At 69.2% G+C, this 20,988-nt stretch carries 22 protein-coding genes, 1 tRNA gene and 1 riboswitch; of the genes, 7 read left to right on the top strand and 16 right to left on the bottom strand.

Going from position 1 to position 20,988, the window contains the following annotated elements; translation table 11 throughout:
- Nucleotides 1–19: 19 nt before the first annotated feature.
- Together ABZ412_RS03250 and ABZ412_RS03245 are read left to right on the top strand one after the other, a co-directional pair.
- Nucleotides 20–493 carry a YbaK/EbsC family protein gene (locus ABZ412_RS03250; protein ID WP_357087551.1) on the top strand — a complete coding sequence of 158 codons (474 nt, stop codon included), beginning with the start codon at nucleotides 20–22 and terminating at the stop codon, nucleotides 491–493.
- 65 nt (nucleotides 494–558) lie between these two features.
- Nucleotides 559–1,107 (top strand): flavin reductase family protein, encoded by a 549-nt coding sequence (locus ABZ412_RS03245; RefSeq protein ID WP_357275643.1) that lies wholly within the window; start codon nucleotides 559–561, stop codon nucleotides 1,105–1,107.
- 2 nt (nucleotides 1,108–1,109) lie between these two features.
- Here ABZ412_RS03245 and ABZ412_RS03240 read toward each other — a convergent pair whose 3' ends face one another.
- Nucleotides 1,110–1,742, bottom strand: a complete 633-nt coding sequence (locus ABZ412_RS03240; protein WP_357275640.1) for a LysE family translocator — start codon at nucleotides 1,740–1,742, stop codon at nucleotides 1,110–1,112.
- A 232-nt stretch (nucleotides 1,743–1,974) separates the two neighbouring features.
- Nucleotides 1,975–2,646, bottom strand: coding sequence for a biliverdin-producing heme oxygenase (locus tag ABZ412_RS03235; protein ID WP_357275638.1), 672 nt, complete (start codon nucleotides 2,644–2,646; stop codon nucleotides 1,975–1,977).
- A gap of 224 nt (nucleotides 2,647–2,870) precedes the next feature.
- Nucleotides 2,871–2,984, top strand: a riboswitch (SAM riboswitch).
- A 56-nt stretch (nucleotides 2,985–3,040) separates the two neighbouring features.
- Here ABZ412_RS03235 and ABZ412_RS03230 point away from each other — a divergent pair.
- Nucleotides 3,041–4,354, top strand: a complete 1,314-nt coding sequence (locus ABZ412_RS03230; RefSeq protein WP_357275636.1) for an aminotransferase class V-fold PLP-dependent enzyme — start codon at nucleotides 3,041–3,043, stop codon at nucleotides 4,352–4,354.
- Between the two features lie 14 nt (nucleotides 4,355–4,368).
- Here the strand turns inward: ABZ412_RS03230 and ABZ412_RS03225 are convergent, their stop codons facing one another.
- From ABZ412_RS03225 to ABZ412_RS03215, 3 genes are all read right to left on the bottom strand, one after another.
- Nucleotides 4,369–4,557, bottom strand: coding sequence for a hypothetical protein (locus tag ABZ412_RS03225; RefSeq protein ID WP_357275634.1), 189 nt, complete (start codon nucleotides 4,555–4,557; stop codon nucleotides 4,369–4,371).
- 19 nt (nucleotides 4,558–4,576) lie between these two features.
- On the bottom strand, nucleotides 4,577–5,041 hold the full coding sequence (locus ABZ412_RS03220; RefSeq protein WP_357275633.1) for a DUF2752 domain-containing protein: 465 nt from the start codon (nucleotides 5,039–5,041) through the stop codon (nucleotides 4,577–4,579).
- A 95-nt stretch (nucleotides 5,042–5,136) separates the two neighbouring features.
- Nucleotides 5,137–5,766, bottom strand: coding sequence for a TetR/AcrR family transcriptional regulator (locus tag ABZ412_RS03215; protein WP_357275631.1), 630 nt, complete (start codon nucleotides 5,764–5,766; stop codon nucleotides 5,137–5,139).
- A gap of 139 nt (nucleotides 5,767–5,905) precedes the next feature.
- On the opposite strand from ABZ412_RS03215, the gene ABZ412_RS03210 reads away from it, so the two are divergent.
- The 3 genes from ABZ412_RS03210 (at nucleotide 5,906) to ABZ412_RS03200 (ending at nucleotide 8,481) form a co-directional block, all read left to right on the top strand.
- Nucleotides 5,906–6,694, top strand: a complete 789-nt coding sequence (locus ABZ412_RS03210; RefSeq protein ID WP_357275629.1) for an SDR family oxidoreductase — start codon at nucleotides 5,906–5,908, stop codon at nucleotides 6,692–6,694.
- A 24-nt stretch (nucleotides 6,695–6,718) separates the two neighbouring features.
- Nucleotides 6,719–7,783 carry a diacylglycerol kinase gene (locus ABZ412_RS03205; RefSeq protein ID WP_357275626.1) on the top strand — a complete coding sequence of 355 codons (1,065 nt, stop codon included), beginning with the start codon at nucleotides 6,719–6,721 and terminating at the stop codon, nucleotides 7,781–7,783.
- A 299-nt stretch (nucleotides 7,784–8,082) separates the two neighbouring features.
- Entirely contained in the window at nucleotides 8,083–8,481 is a 399-nt protein-coding gene (locus tag ABZ412_RS03200; protein ID WP_357275624.1) for a hypothetical protein, read from the top strand.
- Nucleotides 8,482–8,542: 61 nt separating this feature from the next.
- Here ABZ412_RS03200 and ABZ412_RS03195 read toward each other — a convergent pair.
- The 5 genes from ABZ412_RS03195 to ABZ412_RS03175 form a co-directional block, all read right to left on the bottom strand.
- Nucleotides 8,543–8,618, bottom strand: a tRNA-Thr gene (locus ABZ412_RS03195).
- Between the two features lie 82 nt (nucleotides 8,619–8,700).
- On the bottom strand, nucleotides 8,701–9,915 hold the full coding sequence (locus tag ABZ412_RS03190; protein ID WP_357275622.1) for a DNA polymerase III subunit delta': 1,215 nt from the start codon (nucleotides 9,913–9,915) through the stop codon (nucleotides 8,701–8,703).
- A 42-nt stretch (nucleotides 9,916–9,957) separates the two neighbouring features.
- Complete coding sequence (locus ABZ412_RS03185; protein ID WP_357275620.1) at nucleotides 9,958–10,461, bottom strand: DinB family protein; 504 nt, start codon at nucleotides 10,459–10,461, stop codon at nucleotides 9,958–9,960.
- A 64-nt stretch (nucleotides 10,462–10,525) separates the two neighbouring features.
- The gene (gene topA / locus ABZ412_RS03180) at nucleotides 10,526–13,426 is read right to left on the bottom strand and encodes a type I DNA topoisomerase (protein ID WP_357275955.1); all 2,901 of its coding nucleotides are present in this window, start codon (nucleotides 13,424–13,426) and stop codon (nucleotides 10,526–10,528) included.
- A gap of 317 nt (nucleotides 13,427–13,743) precedes the next feature.
- Nucleotides 13,744–13,947, bottom strand: coding sequence for a cold-shock protein (locus ABZ412_RS03175; protein ID WP_029925108.1), 204 nt, complete (start codon nucleotides 13,945–13,947; stop codon nucleotides 13,744–13,746).
- Nucleotides 13,948–14,382: 435 nt separating this feature from the next.
- On the opposite strand from ABZ412_RS03175, the gene ABZ412_RS03170 reads away from it, so the two are divergent.
- Nucleotides 14,383–16,779 carry a DEAD/DEAH box helicase gene (locus tag ABZ412_RS03170; RefSeq protein WP_357275618.1) on the top strand — a complete coding sequence of 799 codons (2,397 nt, stop codon included), beginning with the start codon at nucleotides 14,383–14,385 and terminating at the stop codon, nucleotides 16,777–16,779.
- A gap of 319 nt (nucleotides 16,780–17,098) precedes the next feature.
- Here ABZ412_RS03170 and ABZ412_RS03165 read toward each other — a convergent pair whose 3' ends face one another.
- From ABZ412_RS03165 to ABZ412_RS03140, 6 genes are all read right to left on the bottom strand, one after another.
- Nucleotides 17,099–17,494 carry an Rv3654c family TadE-like protein gene (locus ABZ412_RS03165; protein WP_357275616.1) on the bottom strand — a complete coding sequence of 132 codons (396 nt, stop codon included), beginning with the start codon at nucleotides 17,492–17,494 and terminating at the stop codon, nucleotides 17,099–17,101.
- Nucleotides 17,491–17,805, bottom strand: a complete 315-nt coding sequence (locus tag ABZ412_RS03160) for a TadE family type IV pilus minor pilin (RefSeq protein WP_357275613.1) — start codon at nucleotides 17,803–17,805, stop codon at nucleotides 17,491–17,493. The genes ABZ412_RS03165 and ABZ412_RS03160 overlap by 4 nt, the downstream gene beginning before the upstream one ends.
- 35 nt (nucleotides 17,806–17,840) lie before the next feature.
- Nucleotides 17,841–18,056 carry a DUF4244 domain-containing protein gene (locus ABZ412_RS03155; protein WP_357275611.1) on the bottom strand — a complete coding sequence of 72 codons (216 nt, stop codon included), beginning with the start codon at nucleotides 18,054–18,056 and terminating at the stop codon, nucleotides 17,841–17,843.
- A 57-nt stretch (nucleotides 18,057–18,113) separates the two neighbouring features.
- Nucleotides 18,114–18,710, bottom strand: coding sequence for a type II secretion system F family protein (locus ABZ412_RS03150; protein ID WP_357275608.1), 597 nt, complete (start codon nucleotides 18,708–18,710; stop codon nucleotides 18,114–18,116).
- Nucleotides 18,707–19,519, bottom strand: a complete 813-nt coding sequence (locus ABZ412_RS03145) for a hypothetical protein (protein WP_357275606.1) — start codon at nucleotides 19,517–19,519, stop codon at nucleotides 18,707–18,709. Before ABZ412_RS03145 ends, ABZ412_RS03150 begins: the two co-directional genes overlap by 4 nt.
- A 234-nt stretch (nucleotides 19,520–19,753) precedes the next feature.
- Nucleotides 19,754–20,950: a TadA family conjugal transfer-associated ATPase gene (locus tag ABZ412_RS03140; protein ID WP_357275605.1), complete on the bottom strand. Its 1,197-nt coding sequence runs from the start codon at nucleotides 20,948–20,950 to the stop codon at nucleotides 19,754–19,756.
- Nucleotides 20,951–20,988: the final 38 nt, after the last annotated feature.

Genomic DNA, 20,988 nt, shown 5'->3' with positions numbered 1-20,988 from the left:
TCGCTCTACCCTGGTTGGCATGCGCAGGTCCCTGCCACCGGTCGCGTCGAAGGTTTCCGACACCTTGATCGCGCGCGGCCATCACGGGGTGATCATCACCCAGCCCACACCCACCCCCACCGCGCGCGATGCGGCCGACGCGGTCGGCGTCACCGTCGGGGCCATCACCAAATCCCTGGTGTTCCTGCTCGACGACGACCCCGTGCTGCTGCTCGTCTCCGGCGCGCACCAGGTGCATCTGGCGCGCACCGGGCAACGCCTGGAGGGCACGCTCAGCCGGGCGCCCGCGGCCATGGTCCAGGAGGTGACCGGACAGCCCATCGGCGGCGTCGCCCCGCTCGGGCACCCCACCAACCTGCCCACCTTCGTCGACAACGCGCTGGCCCAGTACCGGGAGCTGTGGGCGGCGGGCGGGCACCCGAACACCCTGTTCCGCACGACCTTCGGCGAGCTGGTCCGGATCACCGCGGGCCTGGCCATCGACGTGGACTGACCGCCGTCGACGGGGTTTTCCAACAGCGTGGAATACCGGGGCCCGCGACCACGTAGGTTCTTGACGTGACCGATTCTCCGACGCCCGGCGCCGAGCTACACGTGCCCGACGACCTGAGCGGCATCACCGCGCAGCAATACCGTGCCGCCATGCGGCACTATCCGGCGGGCGTCACCATCGTCACGCTGAACTCCGCGCAGGGTCCGGTCGGTTTCACCGCGACCTCGTTCGCCTCGCTCTCCGCGCAGCCGCCGCTCATCTCGTTCAATATCGCCGAGACCTCCTCCAGCATCGAGGCCATGCTCGGGGCCGAATCGGTGGTGGTGCACTTCCTCGGCGAGCATCAGAAGCATCTGGCGCAGCGGTTCAGCCGGTCCGCCGAGGAGCGCTTCACCGACAAGTCCTTGTGGGCCACGCTCGGCTCCGGCGAACCGATCCTGCACGGCACCCCGATCTGGGTGCGCGCGACCGTGCACCAGCTGATCCCGATCGGCGATCACACACTGGTGATCGGACTGGTCACACAGGTGCACGACAACACCGAGAGCTCGCCCGCGGCCGGCCCGCTGGTGTACTACAACGGCGCGTATCACCGCGCCGAGATCGCCGACTGACCTCAGGCCGCCGAGGCCGCGGTGCCGATGCCCAGCGCCGCCAGGATCGCCGCGCTCGCCTGTTCCAGCCGGGCCCGGATCCGCGGCCGCTGCAACAGGGTGACCGCGCGGGCGGCGGCCACCGCGAGCAGGATCATCTCGACGGCCGCGATGCTGGATTCGATGGCGCCGAGAGTGAGCGTGTTCAGGAAGGTCACCTCGGTCAGGAACTGCGGCAGCACCGCGAGGTAGAACAAACCCACCTTCGGGTTGAAAACACAGGACAGCAATCCGGCAGCGAACGCCGAGCGCATCGACGCGGGCGTGCCCTGCGCGACCGCGGCCTGGGGCTCGGCCTCCGCGTTCCGCGCCCGCCGCTGCTCGACCAGCGCCCGAATCCCCAGGTACAGCAGGTAGATTCCGCCGATCACCTTCAGCGTGCGATACGCCGTGGCCGACTGTTCCAGCAGCGCCGCCACCCCGGCCGCCACCACCGTCGCCCAGACGATCCCGCCGAACGCCGAGCCCACCGCCGCCGCGATCCCGGGTCGCGGTCCGGCCATCGAGAATCGCAGCACCAGAAAGGTATCGGGGCCCGGCGTGAGCGCCAGCAGCACGCACAACCCGGCGAAACTCAACAGCAGCGGAAGACTCATGCCCTCCATGGCAACCCAGGACAGCACCGGGACGCAAGCCCGACCGGCATGAACTCCGCCACCGCTGACTTGCCCCCGACGAGCAGGTCAGCGACCCATCGGGCCACGCCCGGGTAACCCAACGCGACAACCGATCTCGTGAGGCGCGGGTAATTCACCGGGTACGTCCACAACTGTTTCGGGTCCGAACCGCCGGCACGGGTTGCCAATTCCGACGGCTCTCGGCCGCCCGCTAGTTACGCGGGGCGGAAGAGTACTCCGCACCCAGCTCACGGAACAGGTCGGTGTTCATCGTGAACGCCAGTCGCGCCTCGTCGAGCACGCGATCGACTTCGGAACCTTCGAGGGGAAGCTGGTCCAGGGCCTCGCGGTACTCGCGCTTGAACGCGGCCGGATTGGTGATCTCGTCGAAGACGTAGAAGCGCACGCCGTCGCCCTTCTTGGGCAGGTCCCACAGCTTCTCGGCGGTGCCGCGGATGACCTGGCCGCCGGAGAGATCACCCAGGTAGCGGGTGTAGTGGTGGACGACGTACCCGGCCGGCCACTCCTGCGCGCACTCCTCGATGCGGGCCGCGTAGGCGGCGGTCGAAGGCAGCGGCTGTAGTTCATCGCGCCAGTTCGCGCCGCCGAGGTGGGCCAGATCGGTCTCGAGCGCGGCCAGACGCGCCAGTTCCGGCTTCACGAACGGACCCGCGACGGAGTCGGACGCCAGTGTGGCGGAATGCTTTTCGAGGGCCTCGTAGACGAACCAGAGCTGTCCGGTGTAGCGGAGGAAGGCCTCGACGCCGAGCTGACCGGTGAGCAGGTCACGCATGAACGTGGAGTGCTCGGCCTCGCTGTGCTGCTGCTCGGTCGCGGTGCGAATGAGCGTCGAGAACGGGGCGGCGGTGTCCGTGTCCAACATGGTCGGGCTCCTCGTGGTCAACTCCGGGGGCACCACACTTTGGCTACCCTAACTTCCTCATCGACCCTACGCCCCAGCAACGATCGCGCGATTCGAACTTTGCGGCCCACCCACTCCAACTTTCGGATGATTTTTCCGCCCCGCCGGTGCCGTTGGTCACACCGCGTCACCATCGCCGCCGAGGGTTGACAAGCCCGCGAAGCGTCTGCCAGTCTCTGCAATCAGGTCATGAGTACCAGCGCTAAGCCCCGGCTAGCTGGTCGGCAACCCTCCACCGCGGCGGGGTGCTCCGGGTGACGACCGGGCCGTCGCCCGACCGGGCACGGCAAGCGCGGACTCACGATCGATTCCTGTCTTCCGATCGCGTGGTCCCCTGAATCCGATGGGATTTGTGATGACCGCTTTCGCCGACCAGACCTGTGCTCCCCTCGCCACCGTGTCCGGCTGTGACCTCCGGGTTCCGCTGGTCCAGGGCGGGACCACCGGCTACGCCAACTTCGACTACGCCGCCAGCGCCCCCGCGTTGCGGCAGGTCACCGACCGGGTCGCCGACCTGCTGCCGTTCTACGCCAGCGTCCACCGCGGCGCCGGATACGCCTCCCGCGTCTCCACCGACTGCTACGAGTCGGCCCGCGGCTCGGTCGCCCGCTTCCTCAACGCCGCCGACGACCAGGTGGTGGTGTTCACCCGCAACACCACCGACTCGCTGAATCTGCTGGCCGCGTGCGTGCCCGGTGACACCGTGGTGCTGGATGTCGAACACCACGCCAACTTCCTGCCCTGGACCCGGCACGGCCGCCGCGTGGTGCCGGTCGCCGACACCATCGAGGAGACCATTCAGCGGCTGGTCGCGGAACTGTGCTCGAAACCCGCTGCGCTGCTGGCGGTTACCGGCGCCTCCAATGTGACCGGCGAACTGCTGCCGCTGGAACGGCTGGCCTGGATCGCACACCAGTGCGGGACCCGCATCCTGGTCGACGCCGCCCAGCTGGCCCCGCACCGACGGATCGACCTGCGCACCACCGGCATCGACTACTTGGCCTTCTCCGGGCACAAGGCGTACGCGCCGTTCGGCGCGGGCGTCCTGGTCGGCCGCCGGGACTGGCTCGACGCCGCGGAGCCGTATCTGGCGGGCGGCGGCGCGGTGCGTTCGGTCGCCGCCGACCGCGTGGAGTGGGCGAGCGCGCCGCAGCGCCACGAGGCCGGTTCCCCGAACGTGCTCGGGGTGGCCGCCCTGGCCGCCGCCTGCGACGCGCTCGCCGACCTGGACGAGACCACCGTCGTCGAGCATGAGCAGTACCTCACCCACCGGCTGCGCTACGGGCTGAAAACCGTTCCGGGCGTGAACTTCCTGCGGGTGTGGCGCGACAGCACCGACGCCGTCGGCATCGTCGCCTTCACGGTCGACGGTTTCGAGCCCGGCCAGGTGGCCGCGTATCTCTCCGCCGAGCATGGGATCGGGGTGCGCGACGGACGGTTCTGCGCGCACCCGCTGCTGTCGCGGCTCGGGGTGGACGCGGCGCTGCGCGCCAGCATCGGACTCGGCACCACCGCCGCCGACGTGGACCGCCTCATCGACGCGATCGCCACCCTGGTCGAGCATGGTCCGAGCTGGGATTACGCCCGCACCGACGGCCACTGGAACCCGGTCCCGGAAACCCGGCCCTTCGGCGGTTCGGCGGACGGCGGAGCGCCCTGCGGATTCTGAATCGCGGGAGCGGGTCAGGGCACCATGTAGCGAGCCGCGAGCTCCTCGACGAACGGGTCGTCCTCGCTGACGGCTTCGAGCCGGTCCAGATCGTTCTGGACCCACACCTGCCGGGTGTCCTGCAGCTCCGGATCGGGCGGTCCGTCCTCTTCGAGCTGGCGGAGCAGCTTGTTCCGCACCCGTTCCTTCAGCGATTCGCTCATATCAAGAGCATCCTCCGCCTCAGACGGGTGCGATCCAGGTACCCCACGGCGTGTTCCGCACGACCGTGAACACGACGAGGAAGGCCACCGCGATCCACAGCGCCGACCTGGGCAGAATCCGCGGTAGTCGCGGCGGCGTCGCCCGGCCCCGCCAAGCGCGCACCAGCCAGGTGCCCCACCAGGCGAGGAAGCCGAGCGTCAACGGCAGCAGCAGCACATTGCTGTGGATGGCGTCGAGGAACCGGCCATCGGTCAGATTGTGCAGGCCGCGGAGGCCGCCGCAGCCGGGACACCAGTACCCGGTCAGTTCGTAGAACGGGCAGAACCCGTAGGCCCCCTGCACGTGCGGGTCCCGGAAGTGCAGCAGCGCCAGGCCGCCGGCCACGGCCGCACCGCTCAGCAGCGGGAGTCCGACGCCGAGCCGTCGCGGGCGCGTAGGCCCTGGTTCGGCTCCCGCCGTCGGTATTGCTGCCGTGGTGTCCACGAGAATCAACGGTAGCCGGGCCACCGCGCACCTGCCAGGTCGCGGCGAACTTCGCACCCTGGTCGCGCGGGTTCACACCCGATTGCGTTGCGGCCTCAGCGGATCGGGGCGCGTTCCACGACCGGGGCGGTGAGCACGCCCGCGAGCATGTCCACGATTTCTCCCCAGGCATCCACATCCCCCGCGGCGACCTTGCCCGCCTCGACCGCGCGTTCGTGATCGGCCAGTAGCGCGAACAGTACGGTCGGCAACGCGCGCAACCGCCGCAGCCGCAAGCGTTTCGGCAGGTCGGCGAGTTCCCGATCGAGCTGCTGCATGATCACGCGCACCGAGGTGCGCTGGGCGGAGGCCAGATTCGCGGCGTCGGTGACGGCTCGATGGGTGTGGATCTGTTCCAGGAAGCGGGCGTAATGGTGGATCCCGTGCCGGTCCCCCAGTTCGAGCATGGGGATGACCAGTGCTTCGAGCAGGTCGTGGACGCTGGTCACGCCGGTCCCGGCCTGTTCGGCCAGCAGCTCCAGCCGCCGGATCTCCAGGGTGGCGAGCCGGTGTTCGACCACCGCCTCGATGAGCCCGTCGCGGGAGCCGAAGTGGTATTGGACCGCGGAGTTGTTGCGCTGTTCGGCGACCGCGGCGATATCGCGCAGCGGCACCGCCGGCCCGCGCTCGGCGATCAGCTGTTCCGCCGCCAGGATGATGCGCTCGCGCGCCCCCGTGACTGTCATTCGAGTACCGCCACCCTCCTTGTGCACAGCCTGCACTGTAGCCGTTCACCTGGGGATAAAGAACTTCTCCTTGACGGTTAAGAACTAATGCTTAAAAGTGTCGAGTGACTGTCGTCACCCTCGAAGGACTGATTTAGCGATGATCCTGGATACCTTCCGACTGGACGGCCGCGTCGCCGTCGTGACCGGCGCGGGCCGCGGCATCGGCGCCGCCACCGCTCTCGCGCTCGCCGAAGCCGGTGCGGACGTGGCCATTTCGGCCCGCACCGCCGCCCAGCTCGACGAGGTCGCCGGCAAGATCCGCGCGCTGGGCCGCCGTTGCGTCACCGTCCCCGCGGACCTGTCGGACCTCTCGGCCGTGACCGCGCTGGCCGAGACCGCCGCCGCCGAGCTGGGCGGCATCGACATCGTGGTCAACAATGTCGGCGGCACCATGCCCAACACCTTCCTCACCAGCACCCCCGAGTTCCTGGAGGAGGCGTTCCGGTTCAACGTGTCGACCGCGCACGCCCTCACCCAGGCCGCGGTGCCGTACATGCTGAAGAGCGGCGGCGGCTCGGTCGTGAACATCTCCTCGCGCATGGGCATCAGCGCGGGCCGCGGCTTCCTGGCCTACGGCACCGCCAAGGCCGCGCTCGCGCACTGGACCAAGCTGGCCGCCGCCGACCTGTCCCCGCGCATCCGGGTGAACGCCATCGCGGTCGGCTCGGTGCTCACCTCGGCGCTGGAAGTCGTTGCGCAGCAGCCGGAGATCAAGCAGCAGATGGAGGACGCCACCCCGCTGCATCGCCTCGGCGAACCGTGGGAGATCGCCGCCGCCATCGTCTACCTGAGCTCCCGTGCGGGCGGCTACATCACCGGCAAGGTGCTCGAGGTGGACGGCGGCATCGACGCCCCCAACCTGACCCTCCCCATCCCCGACCTGTAATCCGCCGCGCCCCAGGAGTTTTCCATGACCTACCGCGTAGTCCAGTGGAGCACAGGCAATGTCGGCCGCCGCGCCCTGCGCTCCATCATCAACCGCCCCGAACTCGAACTGGTCGGAGTCTGGGTGTCCAGCGCCGAGAAGGCCGGCAAGGATGCCGGTGAACTGGCCGGTCTCGACCGCGAGACCGGTGTCCTGGCCACCCGGGACGCCGAGGCCCTGCTGGCCCTGAAGCCCGACTGCATCGTCCACACCGCCATGGCCGACGACCGCCTGATGGAGGCCGTCGAGGACCTGAAGACCTTCCTCCGCGCCGGCATCAATGTCGTCTCCAGCAGTCCCGTCTTCCTCCAATTCCCTTACGGCACCCTCCCCGACGAGGCCATCGCCCCCATCGTCGAGGCCGCGGAGGAGGGCGGCGCGTCCCTGTGGGTCAACGGCATCGACCCCGGCTGGGCCAACGACTGGCTGCCGCTGCTCCTGTCCAGCGGCTCCGAACGCATCGACCGGGTCATCTGCTCGGAGATCATGGACTATTCGACCTACGACAACCCGAAGGTCGTCTTCGACATCATGGGCTTCGGCAGCAAGCTCGACGACCTCCCCCTGCTCCTGCAGCCCGGCATTCTCACCCTCGCCTGGGGCAGCGTCATCCGTCAGCTCGCCGCCGCCCTCGACATCGAACTCGACTCGGTGACACAGCATTTCGAGCGTCTCCCCGCGACGGAACCGATCCGCATCGGCGCCCACACCATCGAGGAAGGCACCGCCGCGGCCCTCCGCTTCCAGATCCACGGCATCCGCGACGGCCGCGAAATCCTCACCCTCGAACACGTCACCCGCCTCCACCCCGACCTGGCCCCCGACTGGCCCCAGCCAGCCGGATCGGGTTGCTACCGAGTGGAAATCAAGGGCGAACCCGACTACCTGCTCGACCTCCAGCTCTACAGCAACGGCGACCACGCCGAAGCCGGAGTGGTCGGCACCGCCGCCCGCCTGGTCAGCACCATCCCCGCCGTAGTCCAAGCCCGCCCCGGCCTCCTGACAGCCATGGACCTCCCCCTGACCACCGGCCGCGGCCTGGTCTCCTGACCCACCAACGACACGGTGAGGGCCACGATGGTCCTCACCTTTGTCGTTTGAGCCGCCCGGGGGAATGACCCCCGATCTTTCATAACGGCAGGTCACGACTGCGCCACACGCTTCAGCGCCGTTGATCACCTGAGTAGGATTCTGATCAGGGCGATCGCAGATGGGGGTATCTCCTGGACGGCGCCCCTGGACATATGCCCCCGGATGGTCACGACGACGTAGTAGTTGCCCGAACGAGATGTGCGAGGTGACGAGATCGATCAGTCGCAGTAGTCGGCACCGAGTCCGCCGGAGAGGCAATGATCATGACCAACGAGACTTACCGAAATGTCACACGTCAGCTGTTCACCCCGTTCGTGTTGGCAGGGGTGGTGATGGCGTTTCCCGCGACAGCGGCGGTTCCAGCCGTGGCCGCGTCTGATGCGGTGTCCGGCGTCGTGCAGGTCGATCGGGCTGGGGGGTGGTCCGGTAATCTCGCCGAGCCGGTTCCGCCACCTCCGCCCGTCCCGCCCCATGGCTGCGACAACGAAAACTGCGGGGAGAGCGACGGGGGCGAGAAGACCTGCACCGATCCCAGCGAGACCGGGAACGGCTGCACCGACAACGGCGAACACGGCGGGACCGGAGGTGGACCAGGCGTTGCCGAAGCCCGCGGAATCCACGACGCCACAAGCACGCCCCTGGTGATCGGGAAGTAGCGGCGGATGATCCCGAAACGACAACAGGTGGAGAGCGACGATCGCTCTCCACCTGCTTGTTTGGAGCCGCCTGGGGGAATCGAACCCCCGACCTTTTCATTACGAGTGAAGCGCTCTACCGACTGAGCTAAGGCGGCGTGCCTTCCGGCGCTGCGAGTCTATCGTCTCGTGCCCGAATCGCGAAAACGTGTGTTCACGGTGACCAACCACACTCGGCGGTCAAGCGGAACGGGCTGCCATCAGGGCGGCGACCATGGCGGCGAGGGCGAAGCGGGGCTTCACGTTGGTTTCGAGGGCCTCGCGGCAGTCGAGGACCGCCTGGATGGAGAGGAGCAGACCTTCGGGGCGGACGTCGGTGGCCAGTTCGCGGATCTGGTCGGCCATATCGGGGTGGGTGAGGGTGACGCCGGACGAAGAATCGGCGGCGGCCGCGCCGAAACGGACGGCCAGGGCGTCGCGGTAGAGGCCCGCCACATCGATCAGGGACCGGTCCAAGGCGTCGCGGCCGGTGCGGGTGGCGCGTGATTTCTGGCGTTTTTCCAGGTCTTTCAATGCTCCCGCGGACCCCCGGGTCGCCGAGGCGGTGCCCTTGCCGGTGCCGCCCGCGCCCAGCGCGGTGGCCAGGGCGTCGCGTTCCTTCTCATCGCGGTCGGCGCTGACCAGCTTGGCCTCGTCGTCGGCGGACTTCACCAGCTCATCGGCGGCCGCATAGGCCTGAGCGGGGCGAGCGGTCGCCGCGACCAGGGCCAGGGCCCGGCGACGACGCGCACGGGCGTCGTCATCGGTGGCCAGCCGGCGGGCGCGACCGACGTGGCCGCCGCTCACCGAGGCCGCCCAACCGGCGACCTTGTCGTCCAACCCGTCCCGCTCACGCAGCACCCGGGCGATCGATTCCACCGACGGCGTCGCCAAATGCACGTGGCGGCAGCGGGATCGCAGCGTCACCGAGATGTCCTCCGGATCCACCGACGGCGCGCAGAGCAGGAAGACCGTACGGGCCGGCGGCTCCTCGACCACCTTCAGCAGCACATTGCCCGCCGCCTCGGTCAGCCGGTCCGCATCCTCCACCACCACGACCTGCCAGCGGCCGGTACTCGGCCGCCGCGACGCCACCTGCACGATCTCGCGCATCTCCTTGGTGCCGATGCTCAAACCCTCCGGCACCACCCGGCGCACATCGCCGTGGGTGCCGGCCATGGTGGTGGTGCAGGCGTGGCAGCGGCCGCAGCCGGGCATCCCCTCGTCCGTGCACTGCAGAGCGGCCGCGAAACACAGCGCCGCCACCGACCGCCCCGAACCGGGCGGACCGGTGAACAACCAGGAATGCGTCATGGCCGACGACGATCCGGCCCCACCCCGCGCCGCCACCGCCGCAGCCGTCAACTCGGACTCGACCGCACCCTGGCCGACCAGCCGATCGAAGACACCCGCCACGCCGACCACCTTAGCGGCCACCTCCGACAGCGCCGCCGAGTGTCAGTTCGCGCGCTGATATGTCGTGTTCGCGCCGTCCAGCGCCTCGCGGATGATGTCCGCGTGACCGGAATGGTGCGCGATCTCCCGCAGGATGTGCAGCAGGATGTAGCGCACGGTCAGCCACTCCCGCTCCGGCGCCCACGGGGCGGTCGGCGTCGGCACCGAATCCTCGAGGTTCGGTAGTTCGCGGATCAGCTTCGCGGTGTGCTCGGCCACCGCCTCCCACTCGGCGAGCAACCCCGCGACCGTCTGGTCCGCGTCCAGCCGGTACTCGGAATCCATTCGGGAGATGTCGAATTCGGAGTTCGGGTCCCGCTCGGCCAGGATGGTGGTCCAGTGCCGCTCGACATTCACGCAATGACTGAGCAGCCCGCCGAGGGTGAGTTCACTGATCGTGCTGCGCTGACGCGCCTGCTCGTCGTCGATTCCCCGGACAGTGATCCGGAACAGGTCCCGCTGGCTCGCGAGAACCTTGATCAGCTCTTCCCGCTCGTGGTCGACCATCCTCGAATGCCCTTCCGCTGGTGCGTGTTCAGAACAGCACGCTACGGCAGGGCATCGACAATCGTCAGGATTGCGCCGACGCGGCGCTCTTCGTCGCGGCCTTCTTGACCGGGGCCTTCTTCGCCGCCGCGGCCTTCTTGGTGGTGACGCCGTCGGCCGTCTTGGCCGCCGCCTTCTTCGCCGCCGCCTTCTTGACCACGGTCTTGGCCACCGCCGTCTTCTTGGCCGGGGTCTTCTTCGCCGCCGCCTTCTTGGCCGTCTTCTTCGCGGCCTTCTTCACCGGGCCGCGGGCCCGCCGGTCCGCCAGCAGCTCCGAAGCCCGGGCGTCGGTGATGGATTCGACCTCGTCGCCCTTGCGCAGGCTGGCATTGGTCTCGCCGTCGGTGACGTACGGGCCGAAACGCCCGTCCTTGATCACCATCGGCTTCTCCGACACCGGGTCGACGCCCAGTTCTCGCAGCGGCGGCGCGCTCGCCGCCTGCCCGCCGCGCCGCTTGGGCTCGGCGTAGATCTTGAGCGCCTCCTCGAGGGTCACCGTGAAGATCTGGTCCTCACTGGTGAGCGACCGCGAATCGGTGCCCTTCTTCAGATACGGCCCGTAACGACCGTTCTGCGAGGTGATCTCGTCCCCGGAAGCCGGGTCGACACCGACCACGCGCGGCAGCGACAGCAGCCGCAGCGCCTCGTCCAGCGTCACCGTCTCCACGCTCATGGACTTGAACAGCGAGCCGGTGCGCGGCTTCGGCTTGTCGGCCGCCTTCTTGGTCTTCTTCGCGCCGGTGTCGGCTTCCTCGACCGGCTCGGGCAGGACCTCGGTGACGTACGGGCCGAAACGTCCTTCCTTGGCGACGATTTCGTGTCCCGACTCCGGATCCACGCCCAGCGAGCGACCCTCCTGCGGCGTCGCGAACAGCTTCTCCGCGACCTCCGGGGTCAGCTCGTCCGGCGGCAGATCGTCAGGCAGGTTGGCGCGCTGCGAGACCGGATCCCCGTCCGGGTCATCGGGATTGACGACCATGCGCTCCAGGTACGGCCCGAACTTGCCGACCCGGACCACCACATCGCGGCCCTCCTCGTCGGCGAAGAGCTTGATGGAGTTGACTTCTCGCGCGTCGATGCCGTCGAGCCGTTCGCCCACCATCTTTTTCAGGCCACCCTCGCGCGCGACCGAACCCTGCGCGCCGTGATCGCCACCGAAATAGAAGGAGGACAACCAGTTTCCGCGCTGCTCGCGGCCGCCGGCGATGGCGTCGAGGTCATCTTCCATGGCCGCGGTGAAGTCGAAGTCCACCAGCCGCCCGAAGTGTTCCTCCAGCAGCCCGATCACCGCGAACGCCACCCACGACGGCACCAGCGCGCTACCGCGCTTGTACACGTAACCGCGGTCGAGAATGGTCTTGATGATCGAGGAGTAGGTGGACGGACGGCCGATGCCGAGGTCTTCCAGCGCCTTGATCAGCGAGGCTTCGGTGAATCGCGCGGGCGGATTGGTGGTGTGCCCGTCCGGCAGCAGCTCGATGGCGGTGACGCCCTGGCCCTCGGTCAGCGCGGGCAGCCGCGATTCGGCGTCATCGGACTGGCCGCCCGCCTCCTCGTCGACACTCTCCACGTACGCCTTGAGGAAGCCCGCGAAGGTGATGGTCCGGCCCGACGCCGAGAACACGCACTCCTCACCGGAATTCGCGACACCGGTGATGCGGACGGTCAGCGTGGTGCCGCGCGCGTCCTGCATCTGCGACGCCACGGTGCGCTGCCAGATCAGCTCGTACAAACGGAATTCGTCGTTGTCGACCTTGTTGTGCAACTGGCCCGGCGTGGCGAAGGTGTCACCCGCGGGACGAATCGCCTCGTGCGCTTCCTGCGCGTTCTTGACCTTGCGCGTGTACTGCCGGGGCGTGGGGCTCACGTACTCCGCGCCGTACAACTGGGTGGCCTGCGACCGGGCCGCCTGAATCGCCGACTCCGACAACGTCGTCGAGTCGGTACGCATATAGGTGATGTAACCGTTCTCGTACAACCGCTGCGCCACCCGCATGGTGCGCTCGGAGGTGAAACGCAGCTTGCGTGCCGCCTCCTGCTGCAGCGTCGAGGTCATGAACGGCGCGTACGGCTTTCGCGTGTACGGCTTGGACTCCACCGAGGTGACAGAGAGATTCACGCCGTGCAGCGACTCGGCCAGATGCTGGGCGGCCGCCGCGTTCAGCACCCGAACGGTCGGTGCGTCGGCCTGCGACTTCAGCTGCCCGTCGGCGCCGAAATCTCGACCGGTCGCGACCCGCAGACCGTCGACGCTGACCAGGCGCGCGCCGAAGACCCGCGGATTCCCGCCGTCCTCCTTGCCGCCGGCGTCCAGCTTGGCCGCGATGTCCCAGTACTCCGCGGACCGGAACGCCATGCGCTCCCGCTCGCGCTGCACGATGACTCGGGTCGCCACCGACTGCACGCGGCCCGCCGACAAACGCGGCATGACCTTCTTCCACAGCACCGGCGACACTTCATAGCCGTAGAGCCGGTCCAGGATGCGCCGCGTCTCCTGCGCGTCGACCAGATCCTGGTCCAGTTCCCGGGTGTCGGCGGCGGCCGCGCGGATCGCGGGCTCGGTGATCTCGTGGAACACCATGCGCCGGACCGGCACCTTGGGCTTGAGGGTTTCGAGCAGATGCCAGGCGATGGCCTCGCCCTCGCGGTCGGGGTCGGTGGCGAGGTAGAGCTCGTCGGCGTCGGCCAGCAGGCTCTTCAGCTCGCTGACCTTCCCCTTCTTTTCGGGGCTGACAACATAGATGGGCTCGAAATCATGATCGACGTCGACGCCGAGCCGCGCCCACTGTTGTCCTTTGTATTTGGCGGGCACATCCGCCGCACCACGCGGCAGGTCCCGAATGTGGCCGACCGACGCCTCCACCACATAACCGCGGCCCAGATACGGGGCGATCTTCTTGGCCTTCGTCGGCGACTCGACGATCACGAGACGACGCAGGGAACGGCCCTGGTCGGGCGCTGCCTCGGGGTTCGGCGCTGCACCGCGGTCTCGTGTTGCCACCGGCGAACACACCTTTCGTCTCGATCCGCGCCGGAGCTTGGTGTACGCGCTCTACGCGGCTGGGGCAAAGCGGCTGCGATGTCCGATATCGCTGCCAGCAACGTTTATACCGTGTTCAAAGGCCGCGGCTGGTGCGCGGCGACGATGTAGCCCCTGATCGTGATCGAGTGTAATGGGTCAAGATATGGGTCGTCCCCCACCGCCGGGGGCGATGGGGGACGGAACCTTAGGGGTTGGCTCGCTCAGAGCGCGCGAACACCGGTGGCCTGCGGGCCCTTGGTGCCCTGACCAACCTCGAACTCGACCTTCTGGTTCTCCTCGAGGGTGCGGAAGCCCGACCCCTGGATCTCGGAGTAGTGGACGAAGACGTCAGCTGAGCCGTCCTCGGGCGCGATGAAGCCGAACCCCTTCTCCGCGTTGAACCACTTCACAGTTCCCTGTGCCATTCTGTTCCTTCTCTTTCCATACCGGAACGGCGGACAACTGGGTTCATCCACCGGGTCCGTTGAGACCGCTGTACTCTGTTCCCCCTGCAGGAAAGCACCTAGTACACCGTTCGCAACATCGATCCTGCTGATGGTTTGGACTTTAGATCCGTTCCCTCGAACACAGAAGCTTGCGACCAGGGACCAGTGAACCATGTCTTCGGGCAATTCAACAGCGGAGTTACCCACAATTTGCAAAAAAGTTGATCTTGCGAATGCGCAGGTGAGGGGCATAATGCCCAAATCCGTACTTGAAGTTGGTTTGCTTCCGGATAACAGAGCGAGCATCTGGCAAACAGGGTGTGAGGCAGGTCGCTACCCTGTAGTGAAATGGCAGGTAGAGCGGCGGACGCACACACGTTTCGCACCCCTTCGGCGTGTCGCGATGGCGCTTCGATGATTGATCGAGATCCAGCGCCGCGATCCGGAGATGCGAGCGACATCAGCTACGGGAGATCGTTGCTGAATCGTGTCCTAAACGGCCCTGTTTCAGGTGACCCCCGACTCACTCATGTTCGCGAGCTACCACCGCGCGCGGCGCAGGTCACGAAATGGCCCGAATGGATATCTCCCGACGTCATCGCCGCAGTTCAGGCGGCCGGGGTCACGGAGCCGTGGAGCCACCAGAGCCGGGCCGCGGACCTCGCCGCGGCGGGCCGGCACGTAGTGGTGTCGACCGGAACGGCGTCTGGAAAGTCGCTGGCGTATCAGCTGCCGGTGCTGACCGCGCTGCAGGAGGATCCGCGGGCCACCGCGTTGTATCTCGCGCCGACCAAAGCGCTGGGAGCCGACCAGCTACGCATGGTCAATGAGCTGACCAGCGAAGATCCGCTGCGGAGCATCCATCCCGCACCCTACGACGGCGACACGCCGGCGGAGATCCGGCAGTGGGTGCGGGCGCACGCGCGCTGGGTCTTCACGAATCCGGACATGCTGCATGTCGGCATGTTGCGGTCGCATCAGCGGTGGGCGCGGCTGTTTCGCCAGCTCAGGTACATCGTCGTCGACGAATGCCATATCTACCGCGGGGTTTTCGGGTCGCACGTGGCGCTGGTGCTGCGCCGACTCCGGCGACTCGCCGAGCGGTACGGGGCCGATCCGGTCTTCGTGCTGTGCTCCGCGACGGCCGCCGACCCCGCCGCCACCGCCGAGAAACTCATCGGGGCACCGTGTGTCGCGGTCACCGAGGACGGGTCGCCACAGGGCGCGCGGACCGTGGCGCTGTGGGAGCCGCCGCTCGTCGGGAGCGGAGTGACCGGGGAAAACGGTGCGGCGCTGCGGCGTTCGGCGGGAGCGGAAGCGGCCACCGTGATGGCCGACCTGGTCGCCGAGGGCGCCCGCACCCTGACCTTCGTGCGGTCCCGGCGCGGCGCGGAACTCATCGCCATGGACACCCGGCGGCTGCTCGCCGATGTGGATGCGGGACTGCCCGGGCGTGTCGCGGCCTATCGGGCCGGATATCTGGCCGAGGACCGGCGCGCCCTGGAAGCGGCCCTGTCGGAGGGCACACTGCTGGGGGCCGCCACCACGAATGCCCTGGAACTGGGCGTGGACATCGCCGGACTGGACGCCGTCGTGGTGGCGGGATATCCGGGGACGGTCGCCTCGTTCTGGCAGCAGGCCGGACGGGCCGGACGCCGCACACAGGGGTCGTTGGTGCTGCTCATCGCCCGTGACGACCCGCTGGACACCTACCTCGTGCACCACCCGGAAGCGCTGCTCGGGCGGCCGCTGGAAGCGACCATCACCGATCCGCACAATCCGTACGTGCTTGGGCCGCACCTGCTGTGCGCCGCGCTGGAACAGCCGCTCAGCGATGCCGAAGTGCACGCCTTCGAAGCCTGGGAACTGCTCTCCGACCTGGCCGAACAGGGTCTGATCCGGCGGCGGGCGGGCGTGGCGCGGGACGGGTCGGCGCGCTGGTTCGTGACGGCCGACGCGCACCCGCACGACGCGGTGGACGTGCGCGGCGGCATCGGCACCGCGATCGCGGTGGTGGACGTCGAATCGGGGCGCATGCTGGGCACCACCGACGCCGGACGCGCCCCCGCGACCCTGCACCCGGGCGCGGTGCACCTGCATCAGGGCGAGAGCTACGTGGTCGACGAGCTGGACCTGGACGAGGGTGTCGCCCTGGTCCGCGCCGACACGCCGGGGTGGAGCACCAGCGCGCGGGCGGTCACCACGCTGGAGATCGAGGCGGTCACCGAGGAACGGCGGTACGGCTCGGTCACCACGGGTTTGGCCCAGGTGCTGGTCACCCGGCAGGTCGTCGCCTACCTGCGCAGACTGCCCAGCGGCGAGGTGCTGGACCTGATCCCGCTGGACATGCCCGCCCAGACCCTGCCCACCCGGGCGGTGTACTACACCGTCACGCCGGACCTGCTGGCCCGGGCCGGGATCGACGCGCGACACGCCGCGGGCGCGCTGCACGCGGCCGAACACGCCGCCATCGGCATGCTGCCGCTGGTCGCGACCTGCGATCGGTGGGACATCGGCGGAGTGTCGACGGCCGAACATGCCGACACCGGCCTGCCGACAGTATTCGTCTACGACGGACATCCCGGCGGGGCCGGATTCGCCGAACGTGGGTTCCTGCGACTACGCCACTGGCTGACCGCCACGCTGGGCGTGATCGACTCCTGCGGCTGCGCCGCCGGGTGCCCGTCCTGCGTGCAGTCACCCAAGTGCGGGAACGGCAACAATCCCCTGGACAAGGCCGGGGCCGCCCGGCTCCTCTGGGCGGTTCTGGCCGATCTCGGCGAAGGTGACGACGGCACTCCCGAACCGTGACGCCGCCGTCGCCGCGGTGAGACCGGAGCGCCATCCGACCAACCGGTCGGCGTCGTCAACTGGCAGATATCGGGCCGAATCCGGATGCTGGAGGGTGGGACGACACGCCGAGGCCTCGAGTCGATTAAAAAGGGATGTGATCCTGTTAACTGAGGGGTTGCTCCACTCGAATATGTCACCCGTGGATTTACCTGTGCATTCATTCGAATGAGTCTCGGGCGACGAATTGCAATGCAATCGACACCTCTTCAATTCGGCTAAAGCTTTCATCGAATTTCCGCATTGATCGACCACCGATGTGGCCCGCGCCATCACAATTTTAACCAACCGATCGGTACGAGATATCCCCTCGCAACCCCAGGTCATCCCCCAAGCCCGCCCGAGCGGCCGCCCGGACATCCCGGTCCCCGAGCGGCCCGAGCGACACCCGCCCGACGACGGTCACCGTCACGTCCCACCCCAGCGCTTCGCACCCGACGGACCGGACACCCATGCGGTCCGCGATCTCGGCGGCCCGGCGACACGCGGCATCCACACCGCCGTCCAGGGCACCCGCCGCCGCGAGCGCGCCCAGATCCGCGGCGGCCTGCACCCGATGCCGCGCCGCGACCGCCACCCCGACCTGCGCGACCAGGATCGTCACCGCGAACAGGCCGATCAGCGCCAGGCACGCGGTCACCGTCACCCCGCCCGAATCCCGCCGCGGGCGGGTCATGGCGACTCCCCCGGTTCCCGAGCCGCGACCGCCGCCGCGTGCAGCGTGACCGGGACCAGCGCGGCGTGGGCGCTCACCTCGGCCACCACGAGCTCCCCCTCGGACCGGACGACGATCCGGGCATCGGCCGGCGCCAGCCGCCGGGCAGTCGCGACGCCGGCGTCGGTCTCGCCGCGGGCCGCGAGCCGGGCCGCCTCACGGGCGGCGTCGACACAACGCACCTGCGCCGACACCGCCAGCAGGGCGCCGACACCGAGAATCACCACCGCGACCAGCGTGGCCAGCGCGATCGCCGCCTCAACGGTCGCCATCCCCGCCTCGGCATGATCAGGTGGTGTGGCATACGTCACTTGACGGGAGTCTTCAGGGCTCGGTCGATGATGGCCGTCAGCGCGCTCACGATGCTGTTCCCGGTGACCACGGTGTAGAGCACCGCGCCGAAGGCCGCGGCCGCGATGGTGCCGATCGCGTACTCGGCGGTGCTCATGCCGGAGTCGGCGGTCAGGGCGCACAGCAGTCGGGCGCGCAGTTCCCAGCACAGGTGTCGGATGGTCGTTCCCATGGTTTCTCCCTCCCTCGTCGCCGCGCGGCCGTTCCGCGCCGGCACAGTCGTCGGCGGTCACAGCAGACCGCCGTCCAGTACCCGGCCCGCCAGACCCAGTACCACCGGGACGATGCCCAGGCATACGAAGGCGGGCAGGAAGCAGAGGCCGAGCGGGCCGCCGATGAGCACTCCGGCCCGCTCGGCGCGGGCGGCGGCGGCATCCTCGAGCTCCCCGCGGCGGCGTTCCGCCAATTCGGTGACGGCGGTGGCCAATCCGGTTCCCGAGCGCGCCGACCGGCGGGCCATCCGGGCCAGCGCCGCCACCGCGTCGTCGGCGACACCCTCGGTGGCCTGCGCCCAGGCGCTCGCCGGATCCGCGCCCAACACCAGCAGATCCGAGACCCGGGACAGGACCGACGCCAACGGCTCGGGCGATTCGGCGGCCACCGCGGCGGCTGCCCGTGCGGTGGGCAGTCCGGATCGCAGGCAGGCCGCGAGCAGATCGAGCGCCGAGGCGACGCCCAGCACGTCCGGATCGGCCGGAAAAGCCGATGGCATCGGCGGTTCCGCCGACGTGGAGTCACGCATCCAGCGCAGCCTGCGCATCGCGCCGACCCGGCCCGGCAGGACCAGCAGGGCGAGGGCCGCCAGCACGGCGACAGCGGGACTCATCGCAGCACCTTGCCCGCGATGGCGTCGGACCACAGCAGACCGGCACAGGTGAGGGCGGAACCCAACGGCAGCAAGGCTGTTCCCGCCGGGGACAGGAACAGCACCCGCAGTGGGGCCGCGCCCATCAGCTGCCCCAGGCCGATGCCGAGGACCGGAAGCAGGGCCAAAACCACCGCTGTCGCCCGGGCTCCGGCCAGTGCCGCGGCCGTGCGGTCCCGGAAGCGTTTGCGGCCCAGCAGATCCAGACGGGCGGCCGTCAACAGCTCGGCCAACGCGAGGCCGTGCCGCTCCGCCACCCGCCAGGCACCGGACACCCGGGACAGTTCCCGTGCCACCACCGAATCGGGGCGGCGCAGGCCCTCCGCACCCGACCCGCCCAGTCGGCTGCGCGCGGCGCTGACCGCGAAAGCCCTGGCCACCTCGCCCTCGGTCTCGACCGCGGCCACCGCGGCCGCCGCACTCGGATGAGCCCCGATGCGCAGTTCACCGATCACCGCCTCCAACCCCTCCAGCAGCTGTGCCGTGGCGTCGATCCGCGACCGCTCACGGCGGGCCCGGCGATAGCGGACCACGAGCGTCGCGGACACCAGCAAGCCGGCCAGCACAGGTCCCGGACCGGCGAACAGCAGCAGAGGTGCGGCAGCGAACGGAAGTGTGCGAACAATCGAGGTGCGCTGAGCCTTTCGCGCACCCGCAGGTTGATCGAACAACCTGCGCAACCGCCGTCGGGCGATGGGCGGCGGCAACAAGAAGAGCGCGATCGCGACGCACACCAGCACGGAAACCGGCTGGCCGACGCAGGTCGGCATCAGTTTCCTTCGCTCAGCGAGGTGGGCGACTCTTCCTGTGCCCCAGTCGAATCACCGCTCGTATGGCGACCACATCCAGCGGGCCAGGCCAGCCCGAGACCCGGAAACCGCGACCCATGCACCCCGAATGGATTGCAGCACGGCGCATTACCGACCGGAACCGGGTAGGTCTTCTCCAGGCGGACGCGCGGGACCGCTCCGGGCCCCGGGCACCCGCACGAACCCGAGCACTCGTCACTCGCGGGAATCATCAGGAGTCCTTTCCTCGAGCAGGGTCAGCAGGGCGGATGCCGCCGGGGCTGGACGATCGTCGGCGGTCCACGCGGGGACGAGCCGCACCCGGCCGCTGTCGGCCGTCACCAGGCCGATCTCGCGAAGCGTGCGGCGGCCGTCGGGATGGCGGTGAACGTGCAGGACCACCTGGATCGCCGCCGCCAGCTGGCTGTGCAGGGCGGCCGCGGGCAGGCCGCCGAGGGCGGCCAACGCCTCCAGGCGGGCCGGGACCTCGCCGGGCGAGTTCGCGTGCACCGTGCCCGCCCCGCCGTCGTGTCCGGTGTTCAGGGCCGTCAGGAGGTCCACCACCTCCGCGCCGCGGACCTCCCCGACGACGATGCGGTCGGGCCGCATGCGGAGCGCCTGGCGGACCAGGTCGCGCATCGTGACCTGGCCCGCGCCTTCGACATTGGCGGGCCGGGCCACCAGGCGGACCACGTGCGGATGCGGCGGCGCGAGCTCGGCCGCGTCCTCGACACAGACGATGCGCTCGGCCGGATCGACCATGGCCAGCAAGCTCGACAGCAGGGTTGTCTTGCCCGATCCGGTCCCGCCCACCACCAGGAACGCGAGCCGAGCGCGAATGATGCGCTCCAGCAGCGACTTCGCGTCGGAGTTCACCGCCCCGGCCGCCGCGAGGGCATCCAGGCCCAGGGTGGCGGGCCGCAGCACCCGCAGGGACAGGCAGGTGCCGCCGTGCGCGATCGGCGAGAGCACCGCGTGCAATCGGACGCCGAACGAATCCCCTTGTGCCGCACCGATTCCCGGCAGCCTACCGTCCACCCACGGCTGCGCGTCGTCCAGCCTGCGTCCGGCCGCCAGTGCGAGCCGCTGGGCCAGGCGCCGCACCGCCGCTTCGTCCGGGAATCGGATCGACGTGCGTCGCAGCCCCCGCCCGCGATCCACCCACACCGACTCCGGTCCGGTGACCAGCACATCAGCCACCTCGGGATCGCGCAGCAGCGGTTCCAGCACCCCGGCTCCGGTCATCTCGGTCTGCAGCATTCGCAAGGCGCGCAACAGATCCGCGTCGGCCAGCACCCCGCCGGCCTCGGTCCGGATGGCCGCCGCCACGCGAGCCGGATCCGGATCGGCGGCCCCGTCGGCCAGCCGCTCCCGCACGCGCTCCAGCAGTTCGGCCGTCACCAGCTCACTCATCGCGCACCTCCACATCGAACGCGAGCCACCGGCAGCCG

Origin of the sequence: Nocardia sp. NPDC005746, assembly GCF_040630785.1 — a bacterium.
GTDB lineage: Bacteria > Actinomycetota > Actinomycetes > Mycobacteriales > Mycobacteriaceae > Nocardia.
Note: the sequence above shows the minus strand (reverse complement) of the source record. Positions and strands in the feature narration are given on the sequence as shown.